Source organism: Paraburkholderia sp. BR13439 (genome assembly GCF_040948805.1).
GTDB classification, from domain to species: domain Bacteria; phylum Pseudomonadota; class Gammaproteobacteria; order Burkholderiales; family Burkholderiaceae; genus Paraburkholderia; species Paraburkholderia youngii.
The window spans coordinates 169,892-194,038 of sequence record NZ_JBFPKN010000008.1 but is presented as its reverse complement, the minus strand read 5'-3'; the positions used below and the strand labels follow the sequence as shown (position 1 = coordinate 194,038).

The following is a 24,147-nucleotide window of genomic DNA, read 5'->3' as shown; positions in this document are numbered from 1 at the left end:
AAGCCGAGGGTGCGATCTCGCGTGGGGCAGCAATGCGTGCGTGACCGCCGACGGCCTTTACGACACGCTACCGCCCGCTACTGCTGCCACGTCTCAGGCTTGCCACCGAGCTCGCTGCACACGTCGATCGCGATCTCGCGCAGCTTGCCTTCCGCGATCGCGCCGGACAGCGCGTAGCCCATGCGGTCGCTGATCCAGTAGAAGGTTCGGCGGTTGCCGTCGCGAAACAGGCGGAACTCGGTTTCGTCGCGCGTGACGCCGGTCACGTACAGCGTCAGGCGCGCGCCGTCCTGGTTCTCGTACATGAACTGCGCGGCCGGCCCGGCCTCGCCGGGCAGCAGCCGGCCGCCCACCAGCGAATAACCATACTCCTGCAGCGACGGCACCGACAGCGGACGATTCAGCCGCTTTGACAGCCACGCGATCAGATGCTCCTCTTCGCTCGCCGCGACTTCGACCGGATGACGCCGCTCCGGCGAGTACACCGCGTACGCGACATCCGCGCGCTGCGCAAAACCGGCCGGCTGGCCGCCGAAGCCGCTCCACGCGCCGCCGCTCAGCCGCGGCGCGAGCGGGCCGAGCACCAGCGCGAGCCCGGCGCCGGCCGCGAGCCAGCAGGCGGCGAGACCCGCGCGCTGCCACCACGGCCGCGCACGCCGCACCACGATAAAAGCCGGCTCCTCCGCCTCCGCGGGCTGGCTGCCTGGGTAGCGTCGCTCGCCCGATTCAGCGGCTTGCTGCTCAAAGTCGGCCCCGTGCCCCGCTTGCGCTTGCCCTGCATCGCTGCCCGGCACGCCGCACAGCGCCCGCAGCGCCGCCTTCTGCGCGCGCCACGCCGCGACGCGCGCGGCGGACTGCGGATGCTGGCGAAGCTGAGTTTCGACCGCGGCGCGCTGCTCATCCGTCAATTCGCCGTCGACATAGGCCGACAGCGAGCGCAGATCGGGCTCGTCGGGCAATCCGGATTCGGGGTTATCGTTGTTCATTATCGGTTTCTCACCACTTTCAGCGGCGCTACTTTGTGCGCCGTCCGCGGCGCACGGGGCTGCGGTCCGTGCATTGGCCCCGGTGGCTCCTCGCACAGCAACGCGCGCATATGCTCACGCGCCCGCGACAGCCGCGACATCACTGTACCGATCGGCACCCCCAATGCACTCGATGCCTCCTGGTACGACAACTCCTCCACGCACACCAGCAGCAGCACTTCACGCTGCTCGAGTGGCAGGCAGTACAGCGCGCGCTGCACGTCGCGCAGTACCAGACCGTCGACCTCGCCGTGCGGCGCCTCGAGATTGCGCCACGGCGCGCTTTCCTCGTCGACGGCGATCTCGCGCCGCCCGCGCAGTTGGTCTATGTACAGATGCCGCAGGATCGTCAGCAACCACGCGCGCAGGTTGCTGTTCGGCCGGAATGCCGACCAGCGCGCAAGCGCGCGCTCCGCCGTATCCTGAACGAGATCGTCGGCCCAGGCGCGGTCGCCCGTCAGTGCGCGCGCATAGCGGCGCAGCTGGGGCAGCCACGCGATCACTTCCGATTCGAAGGTCACCCGGTGTGCCAGGCCCGGTCGCGGCTTTAGTAGCCGCCGCTGCTGTTGCTGTTGCCGCTCGAGCTCGACGCGGCGTTGTCGGTGTCGGCCGCGTGAGCAAGGGAGCCGCACGCGAGCGCGAGCAGGACGAAGAGCGCTGACAGAATACGGGATGCTTTCATCATGTTGAATCTCCTCACGGATGCCCAGCGCGCGATCGACCGAGGGGCGCGGCGGGCGGTGGGCGGCAGGCCGCGCAGTGCGGTGCTGCCATACTGGGCTTAACGCTGCGACCGCGCGGTTTATTCCACCGCGGTCGTGGCGCCGTATCGCTGCGCTGCGGTTGCGCTGCTTTCTCCGGAATTTTTGGGTTTTTTCGGGCGCTTCGACGCCGCCGCGGGTGCTCGCGCAGCACACCACTATGTTCTTCCTTTTCCGCCAACCTTGCCGGCAATGCCTGGAGAGACCGGAAGAAGACGCCATTGACCAGCAGATTCGTAACTCAACGTTACAGTCTCGCGGTATCGGATGCTTATGGGCTCACAAGCCGTTATAGTGGACGAAGTTCGCCCTGTCGACGCGTACTGCCCCGCCCGGAACAGAAAGGGTAGAATCGCGGCGAACCACCGTCTATCTAACCTGAATTGTCCATGGCTTCCGCAGAATCGCATCCGCAAAACGACTTCATGAACGCCGCGCGCAAGGAACGAAAGCGCGTCGAGATCTATCTGGTCAACGGCATCCGCCTGACCGGATGCATCGAGTCGTTCGATCAGTACCTGGTGATGCTGCGCACGCCGGTTGGCCTGCAAGGCATCTACAAGCGCGCGATCTCCACGATCCAGCTCGATACCGGCACGCGGCCGGCGCCGCGCACGGGCCGAACGTCGCATGGCGAACATGGCGCGCGCGGTCCGCATGGTTCGCGCGAACATCGCGAGCCGCGCGAGGGGCGTGAACCGTATGGCGCGCCGGCGGCGGAACGCGCGCCGGGCGAGCGCAGCGGCAACTCCGAGGGCCCGGTCGTTGTCACGCGGCGGCGGCGTCTATTCGGCACCGGCGGCGAAGGTGGCAATCATGGCGGCAACCACGGTAGCGGCAGCCCCGGCGGCAATCAGGAATAAATACGAAGAAGCGGTAACGCCCGCGCCTCGCTAGTCCGCTGACAGACCGAGGCGCTGCAGAATTTTCTCCAGTTGGTTCAGCTGCCGCTCGGTCAGCTCGAAACTCCCCTTGACCGCCAGCACGCGGCGCCGCCAGTAGCCGGCGTCGAACAGGTGCAGCGCCGGTTGCCGCGTCGCCCAATCCAGGTGTTCCAGTTCGGCGTCCACGACGTGGGCTGCGAGCACTCGTCGCGTAGCCGCCGGCTTTTTCCCGTTCATGTGGTTCGCTGTCGGATGGATCGATGGAGGTGTCGCTTGTGGCAAAAGCGCGACTCAAGCGCGGCTCAGGCGCGGCTCAAGCGCGGCCGGGACACTCGGAGAACGAATCGATGCGGGCCGGTTTCAAACGACGCGCCTGCGCGATTCGGCCGACGTTCGTCGATAGCCGCAATGCGCTATGCTGAATCATTGATCCTCTACCGATGGAGCGCGCCATGACCAGCAAAAGCCAGCATGCCTCCCGGCCTGCGCGCACGCGCCGGACACCACCGACGTCCGCCGACACGCGGCTCGATGAAGCGCTGATGGAAAGCTTTCCCGCCAGCGATCCGATCGCCGTCGATGTGACGGAGCCGTTTCGCGAGCGGATGCGCAAGACTCAGGCGGATACGCGCAAGCGGCATTGAAGTCGCGCCGTCTTGGGTCGCACGACGGCGCGGCAGCGAGTCATCGTGGCTTGCGAACAATGTCGAGTGGAAATGCCGAAAAGCCCGGCGGCCAGAGTGCGAAGCGCGGGTTGGCGGGTGCGGAAAGCACCAATCAGACTTAACGACGGTAACGTCCGGGGACGGGCCGGACGGCGCATCGAATTGCGCGCCGTCCCGCCCCTCCACCGAGGCTCACATCGCCGTTGCTCAATGCAGCGGCAAGCCGCTCTCGAGCTGACGCTGCAGGTTGCGGACCTGACGCTGCGCGACGCGCAACTGATCCTGCGCGGCGGCCTTCTGCTGCGCCAGTTCGGTCGCCTCGGCGCGCTTCTGCTCCTGCTGACTCGCGACGATGCTCTGCTGCTGACGCGCGACGTCGAGGTCGGCCTGCAGCCGGCTCGCGCGTTCCTGCGACAACGCGACCAGGCGCTGCGTGAACGCCTTCTGCGCTTCGAGTTGCGTACGGCGGATCTCAACGTCCGACAACTGCATCGTCTGCCGCGCGAAATCCTTGTAGATCAGCTCGGCGCGCCCGGCGTCCTGCGTCTTGATCACGCGCCAGAAGTTTTTCTGTTGGAACAGCGCGACGTAGTAGGTCATCTCCTTGCCATAGAACAGCAGGCTCGCGCCATAGCTGCCGTTATACGTGGTGCGCAATTCGCTCAGATCCGGGCCGTGGATCATCTGCTGCAATTCAGCCACGTTCCCGGTGGCGGATTGCCGGCTTTCATCCGGCGTCAGCGCAGTGGTCTCTGCCTGGCCGCCTTGCGACGTGTCAGTCGGCGCGCTCGTGGGACCCGGCTGGGACACGATCGTACCGCTCGCATCACTGTTCTGCAGAGCCTGTGCATTCGCGCCCTGAAGGGCCCCCATTACGATGCATGCGGCCAGAGCAATCTTTCGTAGCTTTGACTTTCGGTCCATGTGACACCTGTTGAACAGATCTTGTTTTAGTAGAAAACGGGGAATTATTACTCAATTTTGCGAGTTCCGGGCTCTTCGTCGAAAATATGGCAATTGCGCGTTTTGCTCCCTTGGCGGCGCGGTACTACAGCCTCGATCTTTTGGTCGCGAAAGCGGTCATGGATGCGCTGGTGGACAGCGCATCAACGCGAGCCTCTTCCGAATAGCTGAATTGACACACCTCCGAAGTACCGCGTGCCGATTAGAAGCTCCTCTATCGACCGTCTTAGAACTGGGCAAAGCCGCGCCGGTATTGGGTTCTGTGGATTTAGAGCGGCGATTCCCCGCAACGATCCCCGCATAACGTTTTCCCACAGCGGCTTCGGGCTTCGGGGATCGAGAGAACGGGCTAGGCTGGGATCGTGCCGGACGCGCACGGCTTCGCTTGAGCCGACCCAAGGCGAACCAGCCGACGCGCCCGGTTCCAGCCCGAACCGATGCATTTACCCCACGCTCCCTAGTGCGTCAGTTGGCTGCTTGCTATATTGCCGCCCAGACCAGCAGCAGATAAGAACACCAACTAGAGAGAAAACCGTGCTTTCATCTAATGTCCGAGCGATCTGCGCCGCCCTCGCCGCGCTTACCGTCCTCTCCGCCTGCGACTCAAGCAACAGTGACGCACCTGCCGCGCCCAAGCCGACGACCCTAACTGCCTGCGCCTGGGATCAGATGGACCTGCTTGGCGTAGACACGCTCTCGCACACAGACGCGGTGACCGTATGCCAAACGATTCAAAACTCGCTTGGTCACGTGCCGTCGCTTCGAATCGCCAAAGAACTCGCCACTGCGATGTCTGCGATGCAAATGAAGGGCGACAAGACGCCGATTGGCGATCAGGCCTATCAATATATGAACATCGTGGAAGCGCGCGGCCAGACCGATAGCGACGACGCGATGTACGACACCTTCAATGTGGTGTTCAAGATTTACAACGGCTCCATGGGTCACGTTACGCCGCGTGACATAAACATGGCGCTTCGTGCAATGGCCCCACAGCAAGCACGAAAGATAAACGACGATGCGATATACACGTTGGGTGCGGTGATCCAAGAAGAGAAGAAGGCGAACGGGGAATAACCGGCAGCCGCGCCGCCGACGCCGGCCAGCGCTCGACACGTATTATGTAGGTGGTGTATAAAAGCGACAGACCAATTTCGGGGAAACACATGGCAGGCCTCAAATTCAAAATCGGTGACATCGTTCAACTGAAATCGGGCGGCCCGGAAATGACCGTTCAGACGTTGCCCTACGAGCGAAATTCTCGCTATCGCTGCCAATGGTTCGCGGGCAAGAAGCTCGAATCTGGCGAGTTTCCCGAAGAATCGATCAAGGCAGTCAAGGCTGTGGCGAGCGCGAAGTGATGGACGCTGCTGCGGCTGCAAAGTGGATGCTCGCGCAACTAGAACGCGAAGGTTGTATTTACCAAGATGACGTTGTTGACCACTTGGTGAAGGCAAAGGCCGATGCTCTTCTGCGCGAGAACAGCGACGGCAATTTAGTCGTTGGCCGCGCCCTGCTCGATGCCTTCAAAAACCTAACGGAAACGACCGTTGTGTGGGTCAAGCCGGATCGCTACTGGCGCTGGCGCGTTAAAGAAGACGAACCTGGCCGCGAAGCGCGCGGTTGAACACTGTGGTCGTGGGCCGGTGGTCGCTGGCCGGATCGACCGAGTGTCTAATATGTATACGGCGGGAGCCGCGAAGCCAAGAAAAAGGCCGCTGCGCCCTTTGGAGACGCGCGGCCTTGGTTCGGTACTCTGGTGATGCTGCGAGGCGAAAAGGTCACTCTTGGTGAGGTCTATTGGCCTGTGCTGGAACGCGAAGAATTTTGTAAACGCGTACCGTATCAACGCCGATCATCGCCAAAATCTCGTTCAGCGCGTTCTTCCTAGTCGTCGGATTCGCGGATGAATCGTTAGCAAGGTCCACGAGCGCGGCAATGGCCTTCTTCGTGCTCCATGGAAGTTCGCGTTCGATGCTCATTTCAGCCTCCCGTAAATAGTGTCGAATTCGTCCACGCTGGCGGCAGAGTCGAATGTGCCGCGAAGGTTACGGTTTTCGAATGCCGCCAGCGTGTCGAGGATATGAACGCGATATCGGAAGGCCGTGCCGCACATGGTCTTCTGCACGTTGCTTTTCGGTGGCGCGGCCTTCACCATCGCGTCAATCGCTTCACGTCGCTGCTTAATGCTCATGGCGGCCATGCTGCCGAAGAGCGTTTCAATCATGGTTGGCTGGTCCATCCGCTCCAACGCGCCGAATAGGCGCTCCATCATCGTTTGGTCGGTCATTACCGTTTTCCTCTTAACCGGTTAATCAGTCGTCGCGCGGCGCGCACGCAGGGTTCGATCAAGGTCATCACCCGTAACGCACCCCACGCAGCGAATAGAAGGTCACGAACGCTGTCGTTAGTCGTCTGGGGCTCCATCAGGCGGCCAGTCGCAAGGCTTCGAGCGAAAGCTCATAGGGCAAATCTTTCGCCGCGCGTTGGCAAAAGTCGTGATAGCCGTCACACGCTTCTTGCCGTGATCGCGACGGGCCGCTGATTCTGGCCTTGTGTTCTGCGACCGTACCCAAAGGCAACTCGCCCGTACTTTCGAGAAAATCCAGCACGCTGAGGAAGGCGCGAATTCGAATCTCTGGCCGACCGTCGTGGTAGGCGAATTGCGAGAGACTTGCCTTGCGCAGTCCGTTGCGAAGCGAAAATGAAATTGAAAAAGGTGATAGCGATGTGTTTGCTCCCACCATGAAACACCCGGAATACATGACGATGTCACTTTTCTGATCGGCGGGAATGGATCGGTTCACACTGGACACCATCCAGATTCGATTGAAGTCGGGCTGGAAGTTTTGCATCGGCATCGAAAGACGAAAAAGTTTTGCCGCAAGGAAGGATTCGAAAATATTCATGATTAGTCTCGAAATTTGTAGAAGAGCCGCGCCGTGATCAATTTGACCGGCGCGGCTGCATCGCTGTTTAAACTCGCGTCGTTTTGGCGTTCCAGAAGAAGTCAATGTCATCCGGCGACAGATTGCGCCGGTGATGCTCGATTTCCTTGGCCAGTTCCGCTTGCAGCTTCGCTACGTCAGCATCGGTCAGCGCGAGAAGCCAATCACGCATGACCTTGTGACGTGGAAGAAACTCGCCGCGCTGCGCGATGCGACGAAGGATAGGAACCGCAGTAACGAGCCGCGCTGCTGCTGCGCGAAATTCCGCCGTCTCTTTCCGAAGGCCAGGAAGGTCGGCAAGTTTGGCGTAGAACTTTCGGGCGGCCGCGTCGAGTTGTTCGCGTGTCGGGGCATCCGGGAAAAGTCGTTGGGCTTGGGGCTGCATCACTTGCCCTCACGACCCAGCGCGAACAGGTCGTCAGCCGTCGCTACTTGATCAGGAAGGCCCATCGCAACGCGAGCCGGGTTGATCGCTCCGGCCAAGGATGCCGCCTTCAGCTTGGCGTCGAATGTTCCGGCCTTGCGCGATGCGCTCGCCGCGTCGTACTCTGCTAAACCTTCCTCTTTCGCGATACGGCGGTTGATCTGCTCGCGCTCTTCTGCGCTTCCTGCGACTTCGTTGCGGGCCGCGCTGAGTCCGTTGCCGCTGGCCGTCGAGGGTTCTTTGGCCACTGGTGCAGCGGCAGGAAGCTCGATGCCGTGCGATGCAAGCAGCTTCGCGAATTCCGCCATCAATTCCTTGTTGCCGAGTACGCGCTCAGCAAGTGCCTTCGCTTCGGGCAGGTCACTATCACGCGCGTCGAGCAATGCGCGCAACACCTGCGGTGCGTCCTGTACCCTTCGCGACGCGCCTTTCATATCGCCAATCTTCTTTTGCATCCACTGCGGCAAATTCGCCACTGCGGCTTCAGCGCTTGAACGCGGGATGCGATCGTGAATCAATCGGGTTGCCATTTTCGTTACTCCAGTTTGTAATGTAGTCCTAAGTGACTACGGGTTGTGAAATCTACGAAATATCTATGCGCTGCTAATTTCTATCGTCCGCCTGCCGTTACCTATTCCGTCCCTGCTTGATTTGATCGACGTTCTCAGCAGCTATCTGGATCGCGTCAGCAAGACGTAGCGCGCCGGGAAAGACGTATTGCGCGCAAGTCGTGTTGGAATGGCGCTTCGCGCCTACAGACTTCATTGCCGTGCCGAGTTCGCGCGTGGTGAACGATGGACACTTAAGCGCGACAGCAGCCGCGCGCAGGTCGTTTGCCCCAACGACAATCTCGCCGGTGTTGCGTGCGCGCTTCGTCTTGGCAACAGCGAGAATTGCCGGCATGGCGCTGAGAAGGTTAGCGTTCATGCCGCGCCTCTCACTGATAAACGTTCTTGCGTGCGTTCGGATCGTAGGCGACAGGCGAGCCGGTTTGACCCTCTGCGCGCTTCCCGTGCCAAAGGTCGTTCTCTTCGTAGTTGACGCCGAACAGGGTCGTGTTGCTGTGCGATGCTGGTTGCGGCGGCCGGTCCCAATTTTCCGCGCGCCGATCCGCAAGTTGCTCGTTCTCCCGTTGATCCACGAGCGCGGCCCACGCTGCTTCGTCGCTGCGCACGGCGACTTCGTTGACCTGCGGCTTGAAATCGACCAGTCCGGCGCGCAGACTCATGGCGGCATCACGAGCCGCAACCGACAGTTCCTCGCAGCGCTTCGCCCACTCGATCTGCAAGCGCTTCGTGCCGATCTCTTCGCAGACTTGCTCATACTCGCGCTGATAGCCGCGCGTCGTTTCGAACGCCGTGGCGAATTCGCACAGCGCGTCCACGTGGCCGCTGATGATCTTGCCGAACGCGACGATGCCCGCTTCGAGCGCGCTGTAGCCGAACGCGCGAATGCACGCGTACAGGCGGCGATCTTCGGCGCTGATGAGGTGATTAACGATGCCCTTAATCGCCGCGTCTTGCGGTTGCAGCGTGAAGGCATCGTTGCCTTTGATATAGATGGCGCGATTCATGTTCTTGATTCTCCGTGTGTAGAACGTTCGACAATTCGGTTAGTTCTTATTTTCGAACGTTCTAGTGTTCGAATACCCGCATCGTTCTTTGTGTCCAGCCGCGCGGCAAACTAATATTTCGATGTCCAAATCAACGGGGCTTTACATGAACGCATTCAACGTGTTTAGCGGAATGGTCGCCGCGCTGACAGAAGGTGGTGATGCTCGTAAGCTGTCGCAGGTGCGCGATGATCGTTTTGTGGGCACGGCGTCAAACGCTTCCGCTGTGGCGGAAACGTGGACCGATCCTGACGTGCGGAAGGAGCGGATGACGCGGGACCGTGTTCAGGTCACGTTGCCTAGCGGCGAGGTGCGAACCTATAGGTCAGTGCGCGACGCGTTCCGTGGCTTGCACCTGCCCGATTCAAAGCACATCCGATTCCGGCTTAAGCTGAAGCAGGAGCGTGTGCGTAATTGGACGCGTGACGATGGCCGCCTGTATCGGTTTGAGATTGTGCCGCTGCTGGCGTAGACGTTCCGGTGCAGAGTCGCGAATCTCTGCCGGACGTTGTGACGCTACTGGCTACCGCACTACGCGAGCGTCAGTGTGGGCGAATTCCCCGCACTAATCCCCGCAAGGCGATTGTAAGCATATCGTCAGACTCCGTCGCCAGAGTCAATGGCCAATTCTCGGTTTTCTTCACCTGCTCCGGGCTGGACTTTCCCAGTGTTAGACTTCTCGCCAGTTAATTGCGGTTTGGAGACCGGTTCAAAATGGATAAGAAATACCAGGTGTTCATCTCTTCCACCTACACGGACATGCGGGTGGAACGTCAGGCTGCTGTCGAGGCGATTCTGGATGCCGGGCACATTCCGGCGGGAATGGAGTTGTTCGCAGCGTCCGACAAAGCGCAAATGGATGTTATCAAGGGATGGATTGATGAAAGCGATCTATTTGTTCTAATACTCGGCGGCCGATACGGCAGCGTGGAACCAGAATCCGGTAAGAGCTATATTCAACTTGAGTACGAATATGCCGTTTCAAGCGGCAAGCCCTTTTTCGCGCTGTACCTAACCGACAGCTTCATCCAGGAAAAGACTAAAGGCCCGCTTGGTCTCGATGCGATCGAGCGTAGCGACACTAAGAAGCTCAACGAATTTCGCGCCTTGGTAAAAAGTAAGTTGTGTAGCGAGATACATGATGTGAAGGATGTGCACATCCAAATCCCGAAGTCGATTCGGAGTTTGTCCGCAACACGCAATCTGGGCGGCTGGGTACGTGCCTCCAGCGTTCCCGATTTGGGGGCACTTCTCCAAGAAATGACAGACCTGCGGGAGCAAAACACTAAGCTGAAGCAGAGTCAAAAGGCATCATCCGTCAACGTTTTATCTGCGGATGATTTCGATGGCGCGCCTACTATCGATCTGGAAATCCCACTCACTCTCACCTACTCGTACGGAGAATTCGACAACGCGGAGCTCGAAACGTACCATTACGAAGACGAATGGGAAGGAACATACAGCGAAATTTTCGTTCGGATCGCGCCGAAGATTCTGCAAGAACCAATCGAGACTGTGGTCGGAAGGTATGTAGACGCAGCGATTAGCGAGGTGGTGGGAAAGCAGAAAGCGGAGGTCGCTGATGGTGATTTTCAGAAATTGAAAATTAAGCTCGTCAAGATGGGGCTAATCAATTTGCGTAACTCCTCACGCGGTCTTCACTGGTGTTTGACCGACGCTGGAAAGGCAATCTTGGTTGCTTCGGTCTAGCTGGTTGGTGATTTCGCCCGGACGACCTGGTGTTTGTGCTGGAGATTCTGCCTTAGACGTACTAGGCAGAGTCGCTAGTCTCTGGCAGAAGCGCTGACGGTACTGACGGATACATCGCCGCGCGCACGTTAGGTCCGAAATCCCCGTTTAAAAACCCGCAGAGGCTGGTGCGAGGTGCTGAAATGGACGATAAGACAGTAACGATTGTGAACATCGCTGTCGGGGCCGTAAACTTCGTGCTGATCGCCGTCAATGTGTACATGCTGGTGCGCGCGCGGCTTGTTTCACTGAAGGTCGTGCCGACCATACCGCAAGATCGACCGGCGCTTGCCGGAGACCGCGACACATATGAGATACGCATCGAAGTGACTAACCTCAGTCAGTTCCCCGTATACATTCGTGAGGCTGGTGTGCGGCCAAGAGATTCAAACGATGAGCCCGTCAAGTTTGTCGCGCCTGAAGGATTGACTTTTCCGTTTGAGTTGAAACCCCGCGAGTCTGCGCGGCTCCTTCCTGCACGAAACGATGATATGCGCGTGTCGGCTGGACGATTCCGTTGCGCGTATTCGAAAACAGCCTGCGGTCGCACGAGAAGCGGCACGAGTCCGTCATTGCAGCAGCAGGAGTTGAATGTGTACAAGTCGAGGCACGCGAGCAAGCTTGGAGCCGCGTGGTTGCACGTGCGTCACTGGTGGGAGCGGATAAGGTACTAGGCGTATGCGCTTGTTCAGCGCTTCATAAACGACATTAAGCGTTCAAGCCCGGTTCGTGCTCGTTCCTCTTCGGCCTGTTTGCGTGCCGCCCTCTCCCGCTCGCTCATCGCACTCCAGCCGCGTGCACGGTGGGTGCTTAGCTCTGTGAGCGGATCGGTATAGCGGTTGGAAAAGAATGTCCCGGCTGGTTCCTGCCGCGCGGCTGAGGTCGGAGCTTGCACTGCGGGCTTCGGGCCTTCCTGTGGTGCGGCTGGCTTCCCTGCACCGAAGAACGTTGAGGTTTCTGCCGGGTCTTTCGGCTCCGCCGCGCCGGTGTTACGTTTATTGAGTCCCATTTGCAAGCCTCTCTATCCATTGTTCATCTCGCACTGCGAACTCGCTCGCAATCTGCGCTTCGTTCGGCACCATGTGATTGGCGTCCGGTCGTGGCCAGCGACGTTCGAAAAGCACGAACAGCACGAAGCTATCAACGTTATTCGTCGTCTCTTCGAACTCACGCCACTCTTCGCTCGCGTCACCAAACGATGCATAACCGAGCACCAAGTCACGCATGTATTTATATTGCGCACTGGTCGCCGCATTCAGTTCAGCGACCCAATCGCGCGTCGTGCCTTGGATCTTCAAAGCCGCGTTGATGAAGTGTTGCTCGCTGTCGGTCTGGTAGAAGTCGCGAAAGCCGGTAACGTCCAGCAGCGTTGCGTCGTCAGCGGAGCGTGTGCGCTCGTCTTCTGGCAAGCGTTCCTCGTTTCCGTACATGGCGTAGAAGTCACTAAGCGCGAAGTTGACCTTGCCTGCTTTCTTCGTCGTCGCGTAGAGCCAGCGGTTGGCGACGCGGCGCCCGAAGTCGCTGGCAACGCTCCTATATTCGTGTTCTACGGCGTCCGTTCGCATCGCCCCTTACTCCGGTATTCCGTGACTCGTCGTTGGCTCGTATCGAGCCTCAGTGCCGCGTCGCTTCGTTCGTTTCAGGAGCCGTGCCGTACTGACGTTCAACTCGCAGCGCGTAGAAGTCCGTGAGCGACTTGTCGATGAGCTTCTGTTGGCCGGCGTCGGTCAACTCCGTGATCCCCAGCAGGAGATTCAGCTGGCCGATAGCGTTGAGCCGCGCAGACTCCCTGTTACGCTCGTCCATGACGATCTGAAGGAGCTTGTGGGCCGCGAGCCTGCTGTGCCAAAGGTCATCCGGCTTCGATGCCTTGATCCGCTCTGCGACCTTCGTGGCGATGACGGGGACAGACAGCAGCGCCTGCGACAGAAGGTCCGCGTTGCCCAGGTGCTTGCCATACTTGATCATCTCGAAGGCTCTGATCACCGCAACGTCACGCGGAGTGCCCTTCACGTAGAGGTCGATGAAACAATCGACGTTCTTTGCGAGATCAGGGAACAGCCATTCGGCGTCGGCAAAGTTTCGTGGATCGTGGCGCTGTACGTCTTCACCGTCGTTGTATCGGCTCATGGTTCGGTATCCTATGCTTACTTGCGCCCGAATGTACTAGCGTTCGGTGTCGGAGTCGAGCGCGCGGAAGCTAGTTGCGGGGATTGATGCGGGGAGTGCGTCGGCGCGCTGGCGATTGTGAGTGTATGACTCAAGCAGGGATTGGGTTCGCCGCGCGCGGTCTACGCTTTGGGGCAGAACTTCTAAGCTCGTTTCACGTTCGGCGGGTGGCTGGCGGGCCGGTGCTGGTGTGGGACGGATCGAGCCGCCTGCCGGTGAGGTGATAGAGCATCGCCGCGCCTGTGGTTACTCCGGTTACTCCTAGTCCTATCGACGCGTAACCAAGCAAAGCCGCGCCCTATCTAGCGGTTACTCCAGTTACTCCGGTTACTCCTAAAAATATATAAGAGGGTATCAGCCGGGCCACTAGCGCATAGCACTTTGTTTGTTTGTTTTTTCTTATTAACCAACCACGCGTTTGAATGATACAAAATCATCTTCTTTCTCTATTTCTCTCTCTATCTCTCCGAAAACTGGAGTAACCGGAGTAACTGGAGTAACCTCCTTGATTTTAAAGCGTTTTTACGAGTAACCAGCGCTGGGGTTACGAGTAACCGGAGTAACCAGCGCCGGGTTTCGAGTAACCAGCGAGGCGGCGAGACCAAAGAAAAAGGCGTCACAGTGGACGCCTCAGTGTTCAAACCGCTCACTAGCCGAAGAACCGTGCTACCCGTTCAACGCTTCCCGCACTTTGTCTAGGTCAACGTGATACATCCGCACCGACCCTTTCCCCGGCACTTTCTTTGGCTTAGCTGCACGCCCATCTTTCGCCTGTTCAAACAGTGAGTCAGCGGACAGCAGAGCTTTCGTCACGCGCTTGGCGTCAAAGCCCTTCGTCACCGCTTCGAGTCCAGATGACGTCAAGAAGTAACGCCGCCGCACATTGCCCTCGTCAAACGCTTCCAGACCCGGCGCGGTGTCCTCTTCAGCCACAGGCGTATCGTCCTTAATCGCTTCCCAATAGCCATACCTGTCACCGCTAACTCGATGTGCGACAGACTTGATCACCTTCTCGCCGTTCTCAACAACCTCCAACTCCCGGAGTTCGCCATAGCGAATATCCGAAAACTTCGTGTCTTCGGAGCGTTCAATGCCGTCGAGCAGCAATTGAAGAATCTGTGCATCTTCGGAGTTTGCCAAGTTCGATGCAGGACGATAAGACTTCCACGCCTTGAACGAAGCAAGCGCGGCGGCGAGCGCGTCCCCATCGCCCCACGGCGTAATACCGTACTCGGTCGCCATCTCGCCAGCCAGAGCGCACATAGCAAACGCCCTCGCAACCCTGCGCTCTTGCCCGTCAGCGGCTTCGAACTTCGGCATCAGGGCATCGAGCCGTTCGCCCAGCTTCACACCAGCGGCGAGACCGACAATCAAGCGCTCTACGAACGCCACGCCAGCCCACCCGTAATTCTCTGCCGCCAAACGTGAGACTTCATCGGAGAACGCCGCGCCCGACGAACGGCCGTGAAGCTCATCGAACGCACCAAACTTCCTCGACGCTGGAACATCGAGCAATCGCACTTGCTGCCCCGCCTTCGCTTGCAGGTCGTCTTGTTGAAGCAGTGCGCTCATCGTGCCTTCGCCGTTCGACATCAGGAACACGCGCCATGTCTTCGACTCTCGCACGTCGCCGTTTTGCTGGGCGCGGCTTCGACCGGAGCCGTTAATCAGCGCGTAGGCCGCTTCGTACACATCGCGCATATCGCGGGCCTGCCCCATCTCGTCCAGAGCCAGCAGCGTGTCCGTATGCGTGACCGCCGCGCCTTCCAAGCCGTTCGCCGTCGCGTTCCACGTCCGCATAAACTTCGAGCCGCCCCACGTCGCGACCGCAGCACGCGCGATAGTGGATTTACCGGTCGAGCTATCACCGAAGAAGTGCAAGCCCGCGCCGGACACGTGTAGATGCTTCAGCAGCGGCCCAGCAAACGAAGCGCTAATACCGAGCATCAAGAGCGGATTCCCGCGAGCGAGCGCGGCCATGCCCTTCCATCCTTCGAGCGAGCCGCCAGAGCCGTACGGCGCGACGACTGAGCGCGACTGAAAATAAATGTCATTGCCGCCGATCACCCGCTCAGGCAACACGAACGAAGCCGCCCCATCCCAACCGGTCGTAGAAGCGCTGAACAGCTTTCGATCCGACTGGAACATGCGGAAGTACTTCACCAACTCTTTCTCTTCGTCAGGGTTGATCTTCAGCCCGTTCTTTGTGAGTTCGCGCTTCGCGTCGGTCGCGTCACCGACAAGCATCGCTGAGGGCACGCACCACTTCTTCCATCCCTTCTCCGTCTTAAACTCGATCAAGATGCCATAGTCAGAATCGTTCCGGTCGCGCGTCTCAGCAAGAATCCGCAGCGGCGAGCAAAGATGAGGGTTGAAGTTGGTAGCGTTATTGTCCTTGTCGTACTTGACGCCGTGGAAGTATAGGCCCGCAAGGTACTTGCGCTTCTTCATCTCAAACGGCTCGTTGTACACGCGATAGCACGGACGCTCTTCGGCCTTCGGGAAGTAGCCGTTGCCTTCGGCGGTCGCGCCCGGTTCCACGCCCAGCTTCGACTCCAGAGGCTCTTTTTCGGACACTTCGTCGCCGCCGCTTTCCGGCGCATCGGACTCCGCTACATCGCCGAGGTGTCCTGATTCCCCCGATTGCGCGGTAACTTCGTCGGCAATCATCCGTTCCCACTCGTCCGTATCAGCCCATAGCGCGTTGACTGCGCGCAACTCTTCTTCGTCCTGACTCTCTTCTGCAGCGATGGCGGCCCGTTCCTGCGGCGTGATCATCGAGTCAACATTCATATCGCGCACTACTTCAAACCACCGATTCTTGCCGCCTTCGCAACTCGTGTGCGAGCAGCAATACCTATAAGCGTGCTCGGCCTCGTCGCGCGGACCCGACAGATAGGCGCTATTTGCGTGCGTGTTGTCGTATAGACAGTCGATTCGCCAATGATCGTCGCCGGTCTCGATGACGCGGCCGGCCTTCTCCGCTGCCGCGAGCAAGATACGAAGGCGAGCATCGTCCAACGCGTTGCGCCGTCCCTCGACACGCCTAGAAGGGCGCGGCACAGGCTTCGCGGTAACAAAGCCGAACGCGGCTTCAATCTCTTCCTTCGAGTAGCGCAGCGAGTAGTCTGCCGACTCAAGGCGCACTTCCCAAAGTTGATCGCCGTCAGCATACTTGCGCGCGTCGGAGTTCTTTTCACGCTTGCTGTTTACGCCGAACGGCAGACGGAAAACGCGCGTGGGGTCTTTCAGTCCGTCGCCGCCCATCTCGTTGACCTTGCTCACAGCGCTTTGCAAAAACGATTTCGCCAGATCGACATCGAGAATCGGCTCACGTAGAAAATACACGCACTGGTAGTTATTTGGCGAAGTCTCCACCACGGCGGTCGGCGGAAGAATCGCGCGCAAGCGCTCCAGAGGGAGATTGCCCTTTGAGCCTTTACCCGTGCCGATGTCATCGAGCATTAATGCGAGTAAGCCGCCCACATACTTATCTTGCCTGCGATAAACCCTCTTTTGAGGGTTATCAGGATAGTGCGAGGGTTTAATAGCGCTGATACAGACGTAGACGTTTTTGTCTTCGCTAAAGTTAAACTGAACGTCCGGGCTGGGGTTGAAGTGCCTGGCCTTCCATTCGCGCACATCTTCTTCTGTTCTGGACTCTGCTTCTGTCGGTTGACAGATCACGACACGCGTGTCAGCAGGCGCGGCTTTGGAGAGTTCACGCGCGAATTTGTCCGCGATTTCGCGACGCTCGATTAGCTTCATGTCGTTGACTTTAAACGACTTATCTAATACGATCATATCCTATTCCTTCGTTATACTTATCGGCTGCAACCGGTAAGCGGGTCTTGGTGAGAGTGTTAAGCCGCTGCTAGTCACAGCGGCTTTTTCTTTTCGCCGACGCGCCGACCGTGCGTGATCGGACGGCCACGACGCGCACCGCTACTATCCGGGAACGGATTGACGCGCGTTTTCGCCAGATGGATAGTTGCCCTACGCAAATACTCCGATAGCGTCAGACCGATTTCAGCCGCAGCCGCGTTCGCCTGTTCGAGAAGCGCCGGGGTCAGTCGGCACGCAACTTTTGCTGTGTTGTCCATGTGGACCTCCTGTTAGTTACGGGTTCTATTTTCGGCTGTCGGAGTGTCCAAACTCGCTCAACGAAAGGCCTACAGGCGGCTCGATCACCGGCTCTGCGGGCGGCCCCACGAGCGTCACGGCATCACGTCGCTCAAGCACAGCGCATTGCTACCTTGCGGACGCGCTGAAACCTCTTTTCGATGGAATCCAAGTCAACTTTGGCGTCCGGGTCGAAGTTCAGCGCGGCACCCTCCACACGCCCGACATTCAACAGCGCGATGTGCACCGGTACAAGGTTGACCCACGAGTATTCGAAGTGCTGTTCAATTCCTGCGGCGGTCGTAGTTCCGTTCCACGCAACAGGATCGCCATTGATCGAGACCGACAGGTCAACTACGTGGTGTACAAATATTTCTTTGGCGATTGCATTCGTGGTCATCGTCAGGTCGGCAACCACCCACTCACCGTCAAAGCGCGCGGCGGATGATTTGCCCTCAATGTGCCGCGCCTCGACTTCGTTCAAGTGCCCCAAGATGACGGGCAGGCCTTCGAAGGCTTTCAGAAAGGGCTCATCGCTCAGAGCGGCCGCCGAATAGTAGGTGTTGAACCACTTCCGTTTATCAGCGACAGCGGACAATCCAAGCTCGAAGCCCGAACACTCGATGACGCCCGCCCTGAACAGGCGGCAATCAGTGAAGACCACACCACCTCCTGGCCTGATTTGAAGAGCCATCACGCCGCTCCAGACTCAGCAGCCTGCGGATGTGCCGCCAACCAAGCATCCGGCCCAACGCGCATCCACTCACGAAGGTCCGCGACGTTCCACAAGCGCAGGCGCGGCGACACCCGCAACGGCTGAGGGAACCGGCCATCCTTCACCCACCGCCAAATGGTCGCGTCCGATACCGGAACGATGCCCTTGAACTGCGAACGCCGCACCAAGCCGGTCGGCGGCAGTTCCTTAGTTATACTTATTTGATTGTCGTTGTTGGTGTCGCTCATTTTTGAAAAGTCCTTGGTCGGTCTAAATCGTCGGTCCAAAAGAAAAGGCGCGAAGACCGAACGCTCATCGCTGAACGTTTGGGCCTCGCGCCTTTCTCCGCAAGGTACTGCTCTTTCTCTGTAGGACGCTTTCACGTCCGTTGCCGTTGCTAAAAATCCGTTCTCGTCGTTAAAAATCCGTGACTCGCCGCGAGAATACCGGCTTCCAATGACGTCACCTAATAGAATTCATTGATTGCAGCCAAGAGTCAAATTGCAAGTCGCTATGCCGCCTTCGGTCGGCGCGGCTTCAGCACAGACACTTTCTCGCTCGCCGCCAGCTTGTCGATCAGGTCGGCGTAAAACTGGAGCGCTTCGCGGCGTTCTTCTACTAGCTCGTGATGGTGATACGCGCCCGCTACGCCCTTCTCCGTGTGCGCCAGCAGTAGCTCTACAACGTCGCGGCGGTAGCCGTGCTCACGAAGGATCGTTGCGCCCGTACCGCGCAGACCGTGCGGCGTGAAGTCGGACGGTACGCCTTCGAGCCGCTTGAAGAAGAAGGTCATCGTTGCAGGCGAAGTCGGCACGGCGAGCTTAGATGATGTCGTAAAGACCCAGCGGCCAGCGCCGGTTAGCGCGTATTGGGCGTCGAGCACGGCGACCGCCTGACGGCTCAGGAACACGCGGTGGGGCTTACGCATTTTTGTCCGCTCTGCCGGGATATTCCAGACGGCCTTATCCAAATCGAATTCAGTCCACTCGGCCTTGAGCACCTCAAGCTTGCGGCAGAGGGTCAGCGCGATAATCCGGGCAGCAGCGATAGTCGAAGGATGGGCCGCGCCGTCTACTTGCCGCGCGACCGCGCGCCAGAACGCGCCAAGCTCCGTTTCGTTGAGGTGACGGTGATGCTTCGATGGCGGCACCTTGATTGCACCGCGCATAGCGGCAGCGGGGTTCGCGCCGCTCTCGACGCGCAGCAAACGAATAGCGTGATCGAATATCTGTTTGGTCAGCGAGCGGAGCTTTTCCGCCGTTCCCGGGATGTCGCGGGCCGTTTCCATGATCGCGAGAACATCAGCCGGTCTAACATCGATCAGCGCCTTACGTCCAATCGACGGCCAGACGAAACGCTCTAACAGTGATCGCATCTTCCGCTGGTAAGCTGGCGTCGCGTCGCCTAGTTGCTCGTTCAACCACTTCTCGGAGAACGCCTTGAACAACCGGTCATCAATCGCAGCTTCGCGCTTCTTCTCTTCGCGTTCGGCCTTCTTCGCTGCGGCAGGATCGACACCTGCGGCGAGTTGCTGACGGGCGGCGAAGTGCAGTTCACGCGCGGCCTTGATGCCGACTTCGGGGAACTGCCCAAACGTGACCTCTCCGCGCTTACCGGTCGCCGCCGTATAGCCGTAGCACCATGTGCGCGTTCCAGCCGAAGAGACACGAACGAACAGGCCGCCGCCGTCCGCGAGCTTGTAGGGCTTTTCCTTGCCGCGCGCGGCGTTGAGCTTCGCCGTGGTGAGCGTGTAGTTAGTCGATCTCATAGTCCGTTCCTTTCGTTTATCTTACTCAGTAAGGTTTAAGGGAGAGCCGCCCGCAATCCCCGTTTAATTCCCCGCGTTTCCCCGCGATTGTAAGCTAAATGACAGGAAACAACGAGAAACGATAACCTCACCTTAAGTTCTTGATTTTACGTACTTTTAATGTGCAGAACGAGCGACGGCAAACAACCGGAAACAACGAGAAAGAAGGATTAGAAGCTCCTCTATCAAACGGCGCATGCACTTTCGCGTATTCTGCGCTGGCGATGCAAACGGCACGCCGTTAGCATCGTCCCGCATCGCGAAGACCGGTGCCGCAGATCCGACCACGATGCCCATAATGCCGCGCGACCACGATCGCGCCGTCTCATATCAAGGAGGAAGGTAATGACTCGATTCACTCAACGTGCGCGCGCGCTCGCGCTGCGCACCGCCCGTCACGCCGCGCTCGCCGGCGCCCTGCTCGCCAGCGCCGTGACCGCGATGGCGCAGACTGAGACACCGATCGGCACGTGGCAAACCATCGACGATCATACGGGCCAACCGAAAGCGCTCGTGCAGATCACACAAGACGCCAATGGCGAATTGAACGGCAAGGTCATCAAGGGTCTCGGCGCGAGCGACCAGTCGGATCGCCGCTGCACTGCATGCACCGACGCGCGCAAGGACCAACCGATCCTCGGCATGACCATCATCAACAGCATGAAGAAGGATGGCGACGCGTGGGATCATGGCCAGATTCTCGATCCTGAAAACGGCAAGATCTACAAGTGCAAGATGCATCTCGAAGACGGCGGCAACAAGCTCGTGGTGCGAGGCTATATTGGCGTCGCATTGCTCGGCCGCTCGCAGACGTGGATCCGGCAGCAGTGAGCTTCGACGGGGGGCCCATGTGCGGCGCCTGGCACATTGCCTGAATGAGCGCCTCATGCCGCAACGATGGCGCGCTCAGCCCCAGCAGGTACAGCATAAAAAACGGCCGGCGATCAACAATCGCGCGGCCGTTCTTCATTGGGGCAAGTTGTTTGCGAGGGTCATGCTGCCTGCTTGAACGATGCAGCGTAACCTAACGGCGTCGCCGGCACCGACGTGGCGGATACCTGGTCATACACGGCGGGCGGAACACGGAACGCCGCGGCTGCGCGACGGGCCGCGGCGCGCTTGTGCTGCGCGCTCGCGTGCGTGCGCATACGCGCTTCCATCAATCTGCAAAGATCTTCGCTCGCGGTACCGAGCAGTTGTTCCGTGACGTGTTTGAGCACGCCCGATTGGTACCAGGACTTGAAGCGGCGATGACAGGTCTGATACGACGGGTAGCGGCGCGGCATGGTGGACCAGGTGGCGCCGCTATACATGACCCAAAGCACGCCGTTGAGCACTGAGCGGGTATTGGCAAGCGGACGGCCACGCATTTCGGTACGCGGCCGGAGTTCGGGCAGCAGTGGCGCAATGCGCTGCCATTCTTCATCGGTGATTTCGCGGTACGAGTTCATGCTTCCTCCTTTGTCAGAACAACGACAAAAGATAGCCAGTCACCCGCGCGCGGAATATAAGACCACTCCGATTCCTAAAAACTGTCGTACGCCGATGCTCAGGTTAGAGACGTGTCGACGATCCGGCGAGGTGTATCGAGATACTCCTTCGACTGCATCTCGACGATTCGCGACACCGTCCGCGTGAATTCCTTGGCCATCGGGCCATCGACGTACAACTCCTCCGGCGGCACCGCGGCCGACATTAGCAGCTTGACCTTGTGGTCGTAGAACACGTCGATGAGCCACGTAAAGCGGCGCGCTTCCGACGCCATGCGCACCGACATCTGCGGCACGTCCGACAGGATCACCGCGTGAAACCGGGTCGCGAGTTCGAGGTAGTCGTTCTGCGAGCGCGGCCCGCCGCACAGCGTCGCGAAGTCGAACCAGACGACGCCGTCCGCGCGGCGCAGCGCCTTCAGCTCGCGCTTCTCGATATGCAGCAGCGGACTTTCGTCGGGCACCGCGGCGAGGCGCGCGAAAGCGTCGCGCAGCGCCTTGCCGGCAGCGGCGTCCAGTGGCGTGTGATAGACCTCGACCTGGGCCAGCGTGCGCTGGCGATAGTCGATCCCCGCATCGACGTTGACCACGTCGAGCTTCTGCTTGATCAGCTCGATCGCGGGCAGCATGCGGTCGCGATGCAGGCCGTCCGGATACAGCGTGTCGGGCGCGTAGTTGGACGTCATCACGAACTGCACGCCGTTCTCGAACAGCTTGTCGAGCAGGCGATACAGGATCATCGCGTCGGCGATGTCCGATACGTGGAATTCGTCGAAGCAGATCAGCCGATAGCGCTTCGCGATGCGGCGCGCGAGTTCGTCGAGCGGATCGGCGCGGCCCTTGAGTTCTTCGAGCTCGCGATGCACTTCACGCATAAACTCATGGAAGTGCAGACGGGTTTTGCGATGCAACGGCACGATCATGTAGAAGCTGTCCATCAGGAAGCTCTTGCCGCGGCCCACGCCGCCCCACATGTACACGCCGCGCGGCAGATCCGGGTGAATGATCAGCTTCCTGAACGCGTTCGAGCGGCGCGCCTTGTATTCGGTCCACTCTTCATAGCACCGCTGCAGGCGGTCGACCGCCGCGCGCTGCGCCGGATCGGATTGATAACCCCGCGTCTGCAGTTCTTTTTCGTAGTATTCGGTGACGTTCATCGTGTTGCTGCAAAAAGAAAGGCGGGAGGGAGTGAACCCCGCCCGCCTTTGGTGATGCCAAGGTTGCGTTTCGGTCGGGCGTGCGCGCTTACATGTTCAGCGCGCGCTTGTCGACGGCGAGTGCCGCTTCACGCATGACTTCCGACAGCGACGGGTGCGGATGGCAAATCCGGCCGATGTCTTCCGACGCCGCCTTGAACTCCATCGCCACCACGGCTTCCGCGATCAGGTCCGATGCGTTTGCCGAGATGATGTGCACGCCGAGCAGTTCGTCGGTCTTCGCGTCGGCGATCATCTTGACGAAACCGTCCGCCTTGTTGATGCCGAGCGCGCGGCCGTTCGCCATGAACGGGAACTGGCCCGTCTTGATCTCGCGGCCCTCGGCCTTCAGCTGCTGCTCGGTCTTGCCGACCCACGCGATTTCCGGCTCGGTGTAGATCACCCACGGAACGCAGTTGTAATCGATGTGCGGCTTCTGGCCGTCGATCACTTCCGCGACCATCACGCCTTCGTCTTCAGCCTTGTGCGCGAGCATCGGGCCACGCACCACGTCGCCGATCGCGTACACGTTCGGCACAGCCGTCGCGCAGTGGTCGTCGACGTCGATGAAGCCGCGCTCGTTGGCCTTCAGGCCGATCGATTCGAGGCCGAGGTTGTCGGTGTTCGGCACGCGGCCGACCGACACGATCAGGCGGTCGGCTTCGAGCGTCTGCGCGTTGCCGTCCTGGTCCGTGTAGGCGATCGTCACGCCGTTCGCGCCCGTCTTCACTTCGCCGACCTTCACGCCGACGTGGATGTCGAGACCCTGCTTCTTGAACTGCTTGGCCGCTTCCTTCGACAGCGCCTGGTCAGCCGAACCGAGGAACTCCGGCAGCGCTTCGAGCACCGTCACGTCAGCGCCGAGACGGCGCCACACCGAGCCGAGCTCCAGACCGATCACGCCCGCGCCGATCACGGCGAGCTTCTTCGGTGCCGTGTCGAACGACAGTGCGCCTTCGTTGTCGGCGATCAGCTTGTTGTCGACCGGGATGCCCGGCAGATGACGCGCCTTCGAACCCGTCGCGATGATCACGTTCTTCGCCGTGACGACTTCGGTTTCACCCTCGCCGCTCACTTCGATCTGCACGCCGGCGTCGGTCTTGCCGGTGAACTTGCCATGGCCCTTGAGCCACGTGATCTTGTTCTTGCGGAACAGGAATTCGATGCCCTTGGTCATCTTCTCGACGATGCCGTCCTTGCGGGACATCATCTTCGAGATATCGACCGAGACGTTTTCGACCGAGATACCGTGGTCGGCGAGGTGATGCGACGCGTTTTCAAACTCTTCCGACGACGCGAGCAGCGCCTTCGACGGAATGCAGCCGACGTTAAGGCAGGTGCCGCCGAGCTTCAGCGCGCCGGCCGGGTTCTTCCACTTTTCGATACATGCGACGGTCTTGCCGAGCTGCGCTGCGCGGATGGCGGCGATATAACCGCCGGGGCCTGCGCCGATCACGACGACGTCAAATTCTTTGGACATGACAATCCCTTTGATGGCGGAACGGCGCCGGGCCACCCGAGGTGGCGCGCGCCGTTCCTGTACTGCGGAATGCTAAAGACGTACTGACTAGATGGCGCCGGCTTGCGATTTCACAAGCCGGCGCCATCCGAGCGGGC

32 protein-coding genes are annotated in these 24,147 nt (G+C 59.7%); 9 read left to right on the top strand and 23 right to left on the bottom strand.

Going from position 1 to position 24,147, the window contains the following annotated elements:
- Window positions 1-77: 77 nt before the first annotated feature.
- Genes AB3X96_RS18130 through AB3X96_RS18120 form a run of 3 tightly spaced genes read right to left on the bottom strand, consistent with a single transcriptional unit; the run spans window position 78 to window position 1,710 of the window.
- A complete protein-coding gene (locus AB3X96_RS18130; protein ID WP_368590748.1) occupies window positions 78-986 on the bottom strand; it encodes an anti-sigma factor in 909 nt (302 codons plus the stop codon).
- Complete coding sequence (locus tag AB3X96_RS18125) at window positions 986-1,546, bottom strand: sigma-70 family RNA polymerase sigma factor (RefSeq protein WP_176108898.1); 561 nt, start codon at window positions 1,544-1,546, stop codon at window positions 986-988. Before AB3X96_RS18125 ends, AB3X96_RS18130 begins: the two co-directional genes overlap by 1 nt.
- Window positions 1,547-1,572: 26 nt before the next feature.
- The gene (locus AB3X96_RS18120; protein WP_176108899.1) at window positions 1,573-1,710 is read right to left on the bottom strand and encodes a hypothetical protein; all 138 of its coding nucleotides are present in this window, start codon (window positions 1,708-1,710) and stop codon (window positions 1,573-1,575) included.
- A gap of 465 nt (window positions 1,711-2,175) precedes the next feature.
- Here AB3X96_RS18120 and hfq point away from each other — a divergent pair, with 465 nt between their 5' ends.
- Window positions 2,176-2,649 carry an RNA chaperone Hfq gene (gene hfq, locus AB3X96_RS18115; RefSeq protein ID WP_176108900.1) on the top strand — a complete coding sequence of 158 codons (474 nt, stop codon included), beginning with the start codon at window positions 2,176-2,178 and terminating at the stop codon, window positions 2,647-2,649.
- Window positions 2,650-2,679: 30 nt separating this feature from the next.
- Here the strand turns inward: hfq and AB3X96_RS18110 are convergent, their stop codons facing one another.
- Complete coding sequence (locus tag AB3X96_RS18110; protein ID WP_368590747.1) at window positions 2,680-2,907, bottom strand: hypothetical protein; 228 nt, start codon at window positions 2,905-2,907, stop codon at window positions 2,680-2,682.
- A 215-nt stretch (window positions 2,908-3,122) separates the two neighbouring features.
- Between AB3X96_RS18110 and AB3X96_RS18105 the strand changes: the two genes are divergently transcribed.
- Window positions 3,123-3,314, top strand: a complete 192-nt coding sequence (locus tag AB3X96_RS18105) for a hypothetical protein (protein ID WP_018432239.1) — start codon at window positions 3,123-3,125, stop codon at window positions 3,312-3,314.
- Window positions 3,315-3,542: 228 nt separating this feature from the next.
- Here AB3X96_RS18105 and AB3X96_RS18100 read toward each other — a convergent pair whose 3' ends face one another.
- A complete protein-coding gene (locus AB3X96_RS18100) occupies window positions 3,543-4,259 on the bottom strand; it encodes a DUF2968 domain-containing protein (protein ID WP_368590746.1) in 717 nt (238 codons plus the stop codon).
- A gap of 573 nt (window positions 4,260-4,832) precedes the next feature.
- On the opposite strand from AB3X96_RS18100, the gene AB3X96_RS18095 reads away from it, so the two are divergent.
- The 3 genes from AB3X96_RS18095 (at window position 4,833) to AB3X96_RS18085 (ending at window position 5,925) form a co-directional block, all read left to right on the top strand.
- Window positions 4,833-5,375, top strand: a complete 543-nt coding sequence (locus AB3X96_RS18095) for a hypothetical protein (protein ID WP_368590745.1) — start codon at window positions 4,833-4,835, stop codon at window positions 5,373-5,375.
- Window positions 5,376-5,464: 89 nt separating this feature from the next.
- A complete protein-coding gene (locus AB3X96_RS18090) occupies window positions 5,465-5,659 on the top strand; it encodes a YodC family protein (protein ID WP_368590744.1) in 195 nt (64 codons plus the stop codon).
- Entirely contained in the window at window positions 5,659-5,925 is a 267-nt protein-coding gene (locus tag AB3X96_RS18085) for a hypothetical protein (protein WP_368590743.1), read from the top strand. The genes AB3X96_RS18090 and AB3X96_RS18085 overlap by 1 nt, the downstream gene beginning before the upstream one ends.
- A 154-nt stretch (window positions 5,926-6,079) precedes the next feature.
- Here the strand turns inward: AB3X96_RS18085 and AB3X96_RS18080 are convergent, their stop codons facing one another.
- The 7 genes from AB3X96_RS18080 to AB3X96_RS18050 all read right to left on the bottom strand — a co-directional run bounded on the left by AB3X96_RS18080 (window position 6,080) and on the right by AB3X96_RS18050 (window position 9,243).
- Complete coding sequence (locus tag AB3X96_RS18080) at window positions 6,080-6,280, bottom strand: hypothetical protein (protein ID WP_368590742.1); 201 nt, start codon at window positions 6,278-6,280, stop codon at window positions 6,080-6,082.
- Window positions 6,277-6,588 carry a hypothetical protein gene (locus tag AB3X96_RS18075; RefSeq protein WP_368590741.1) on the bottom strand — a complete coding sequence of 104 codons (312 nt, stop codon included), beginning with the start codon at window positions 6,586-6,588 and terminating at the stop codon, window positions 6,277-6,279. The genes AB3X96_RS18080 and AB3X96_RS18075 overlap by 4 nt, the downstream gene beginning before the upstream one ends.
- Before the next feature lie 136 nt (window positions 6,589-6,724).
- Window positions 6,725-7,207, bottom strand: coding sequence for a hypothetical protein (locus AB3X96_RS18070; RefSeq protein ID WP_368590740.1), 483 nt, complete (start codon window positions 7,205-7,207; stop codon window positions 6,725-6,727).
- A gap of 67 nt (window positions 7,208-7,274) precedes the next feature.
- Window positions 7,275-7,631, bottom strand: a complete 357-nt coding sequence (locus tag AB3X96_RS18065; RefSeq protein WP_368590739.1) for a hypothetical protein — start codon at window positions 7,629-7,631, stop codon at window positions 7,275-7,277.
- Entirely contained in the window at window positions 7,631-8,200 is a 570-nt protein-coding gene (locus AB3X96_RS18060; protein ID WP_368590738.1) for a hypothetical protein, read from the bottom strand. The genes AB3X96_RS18065 and AB3X96_RS18060 overlap by 1 nt, the downstream gene beginning before the upstream one ends.
- A gap of 97 nt (window positions 8,201-8,297) precedes the next feature.
- Window positions 8,298-8,597 carry a hypothetical protein gene (locus AB3X96_RS18055; RefSeq protein WP_368590737.1) on the bottom strand — a complete coding sequence of 100 codons (300 nt, stop codon included), beginning with the start codon at window positions 8,595-8,597 and terminating at the stop codon, window positions 8,298-8,300.
- Between the two features lie 10 nt (window positions 8,598-8,607).
- Window positions 8,608-9,243 carry a hypothetical protein gene (locus AB3X96_RS18050; RefSeq protein ID WP_368590736.1) on the bottom strand — a complete coding sequence of 212 codons (636 nt, stop codon included), beginning with the start codon at window positions 9,241-9,243 and terminating at the stop codon, window positions 8,608-8,610.
- A gap of 145 nt (window positions 9,244-9,388) precedes the next feature.
- Between AB3X96_RS18050 and AB3X96_RS18045 the strand changes: the two genes are divergently transcribed.
- From AB3X96_RS18045 to AB3X96_RS18035, 3 genes are all read left to right on the top strand, one after another.
- Complete coding sequence (locus AB3X96_RS18045; protein ID WP_368590735.1) at window positions 9,389-9,754, top strand: hypothetical protein; 366 nt, start codon at window positions 9,389-9,391, stop codon at window positions 9,752-9,754.
- A gap of 242 nt (window positions 9,755-9,996) precedes the next feature.
- Complete coding sequence (locus tag AB3X96_RS18040) at window positions 9,997-10,992, top strand: DUF4062 domain-containing protein (RefSeq protein ID WP_368590734.1); 996 nt, start codon at window positions 9,997-9,999, stop codon at window positions 10,990-10,992.
- Window positions 10,993-11,174: 182 nt separating this feature from the next.
- Complete coding sequence (locus AB3X96_RS18035) at window positions 11,175-11,705, top strand: hypothetical protein (RefSeq protein WP_368590733.1); 531 nt, start codon at window positions 11,175-11,177, stop codon at window positions 11,703-11,705.
- Window positions 11,706-11,719: 14 nt separating this feature from the next.
- Here AB3X96_RS18035 and AB3X96_RS18030 read toward each other — a convergent pair whose 3' ends face one another.
- The 8 genes from AB3X96_RS18030 to AB3X96_RS17995 form a co-directional block, all read right to left on the bottom strand.
- Window positions 11,720-12,040, bottom strand: coding sequence for a hypothetical protein (locus AB3X96_RS18030; protein ID WP_368590732.1), 321 nt, complete (start codon window positions 12,038-12,040; stop codon window positions 11,720-11,722).
- Window positions 12,027-12,596, bottom strand: a complete 570-nt coding sequence (locus AB3X96_RS18025) for a hypothetical protein (RefSeq protein ID WP_368590731.1) — start codon at window positions 12,594-12,596, stop codon at window positions 12,027-12,029. The genes AB3X96_RS18030 and AB3X96_RS18025 overlap by 14 nt, the downstream gene beginning before the upstream one ends.
- A 49-nt stretch (window positions 12,597-12,645) precedes the next feature.
- The gene (locus tag AB3X96_RS18020; RefSeq protein ID WP_368590730.1) at window positions 12,646-13,161 is read right to left on the bottom strand and encodes a hypothetical protein; all 516 of its coding nucleotides are present in this window, start codon (window positions 13,159-13,161) and stop codon (window positions 12,646-12,648) included.
- A gap of 705 nt (window positions 13,162-13,866) precedes the next feature.
- Window positions 13,867-17,004, bottom strand: a complete 3,138-nt coding sequence (locus AB3X96_RS18015) for a DUF927 domain-containing protein (protein ID WP_368590729.1) — start codon at window positions 17,002-17,004, stop codon at window positions 13,867-13,869.
- Window positions 17,005-17,078: 74 nt separating this feature from the next.
- On the bottom strand, window positions 17,079-17,303 hold the full coding sequence (locus AB3X96_RS18010; protein WP_368590728.1) for a hypothetical protein: 225 nt from the start codon (window positions 17,301-17,303) through the stop codon (window positions 17,079-17,081).
- A 131-nt stretch (window positions 17,304-17,434) separates the two neighbouring features.
- Window positions 17,435-18,016, bottom strand: a complete 582-nt coding sequence (locus tag AB3X96_RS18005) for a DUF2213 domain-containing protein (protein WP_368590727.1) — start codon at window positions 18,014-18,016, stop codon at window positions 17,435-17,437.
- Window positions 18,016-18,285 carry a helix-turn-helix transcriptional regulator gene (locus AB3X96_RS18000; RefSeq protein ID WP_368590726.1) on the bottom strand — a complete coding sequence of 90 codons (270 nt, stop codon included), beginning with the start codon at window positions 18,283-18,285 and terminating at the stop codon, window positions 18,016-18,018. Before AB3X96_RS18000 ends, AB3X96_RS18005 begins: the two co-directional genes overlap by 1 nt.
- A 263-nt stretch (window positions 18,286-18,548) precedes the next feature.
- The gene (locus tag AB3X96_RS17995) at window positions 18,549-19,805 is read right to left on the bottom strand and encodes a tyrosine-type recombinase/integrase (RefSeq protein WP_368590725.1); all 1,257 of its coding nucleotides are present in this window, start codon (window positions 19,803-19,805) and stop codon (window positions 18,549-18,551) included.
- Between the two features lie 384 nt (window positions 19,806-20,189).
- Between AB3X96_RS17995 and AB3X96_RS17990 the strand changes: the two genes are divergently transcribed.
- Window positions 20,190-20,675 (top strand): DUF2147 domain-containing protein, encoded by a 486-nt coding sequence (locus AB3X96_RS17990; protein ID WP_368590724.1) that lies wholly within the window; start codon window positions 20,190-20,192, stop codon window positions 20,673-20,675.
- A 161-nt stretch (window positions 20,676-20,836) separates the two neighbouring features.
- On the opposite strand, the gene AB3X96_RS17985 is transcribed toward AB3X96_RS17990, so the two are convergent.
- From AB3X96_RS17985 to lpdA, 3 genes are all read right to left on the bottom strand, one after another.
- Complete coding sequence (locus AB3X96_RS17985) at window positions 20,837-21,295, bottom strand: transposase (RefSeq protein WP_368590723.1); 459 nt, start codon at window positions 21,293-21,295, stop codon at window positions 20,837-20,839.
- 98 nt (window positions 21,296-21,393) lie between these two features.
- Window positions 21,394-22,491 (bottom strand): cell division protein ZapE, encoded by a 1,098-nt coding sequence (gene zapE, locus AB3X96_RS17980; protein ID WP_368590722.1) that lies wholly within the window; start codon window positions 22,489-22,491, stop codon window positions 21,394-21,396.
- Between the two features lie 88 nt (window positions 22,492-22,579).
- A complete protein-coding gene (gene lpdA, locus AB3X96_RS17975) occupies window positions 22,580-24,010 on the bottom strand; it encodes a dihydrolipoyl dehydrogenase (RefSeq protein WP_368590721.1) in 1,431 nt (476 codons plus the stop codon).
- Window positions 24,011-24,147 lie beyond the last annotated feature (137 nt).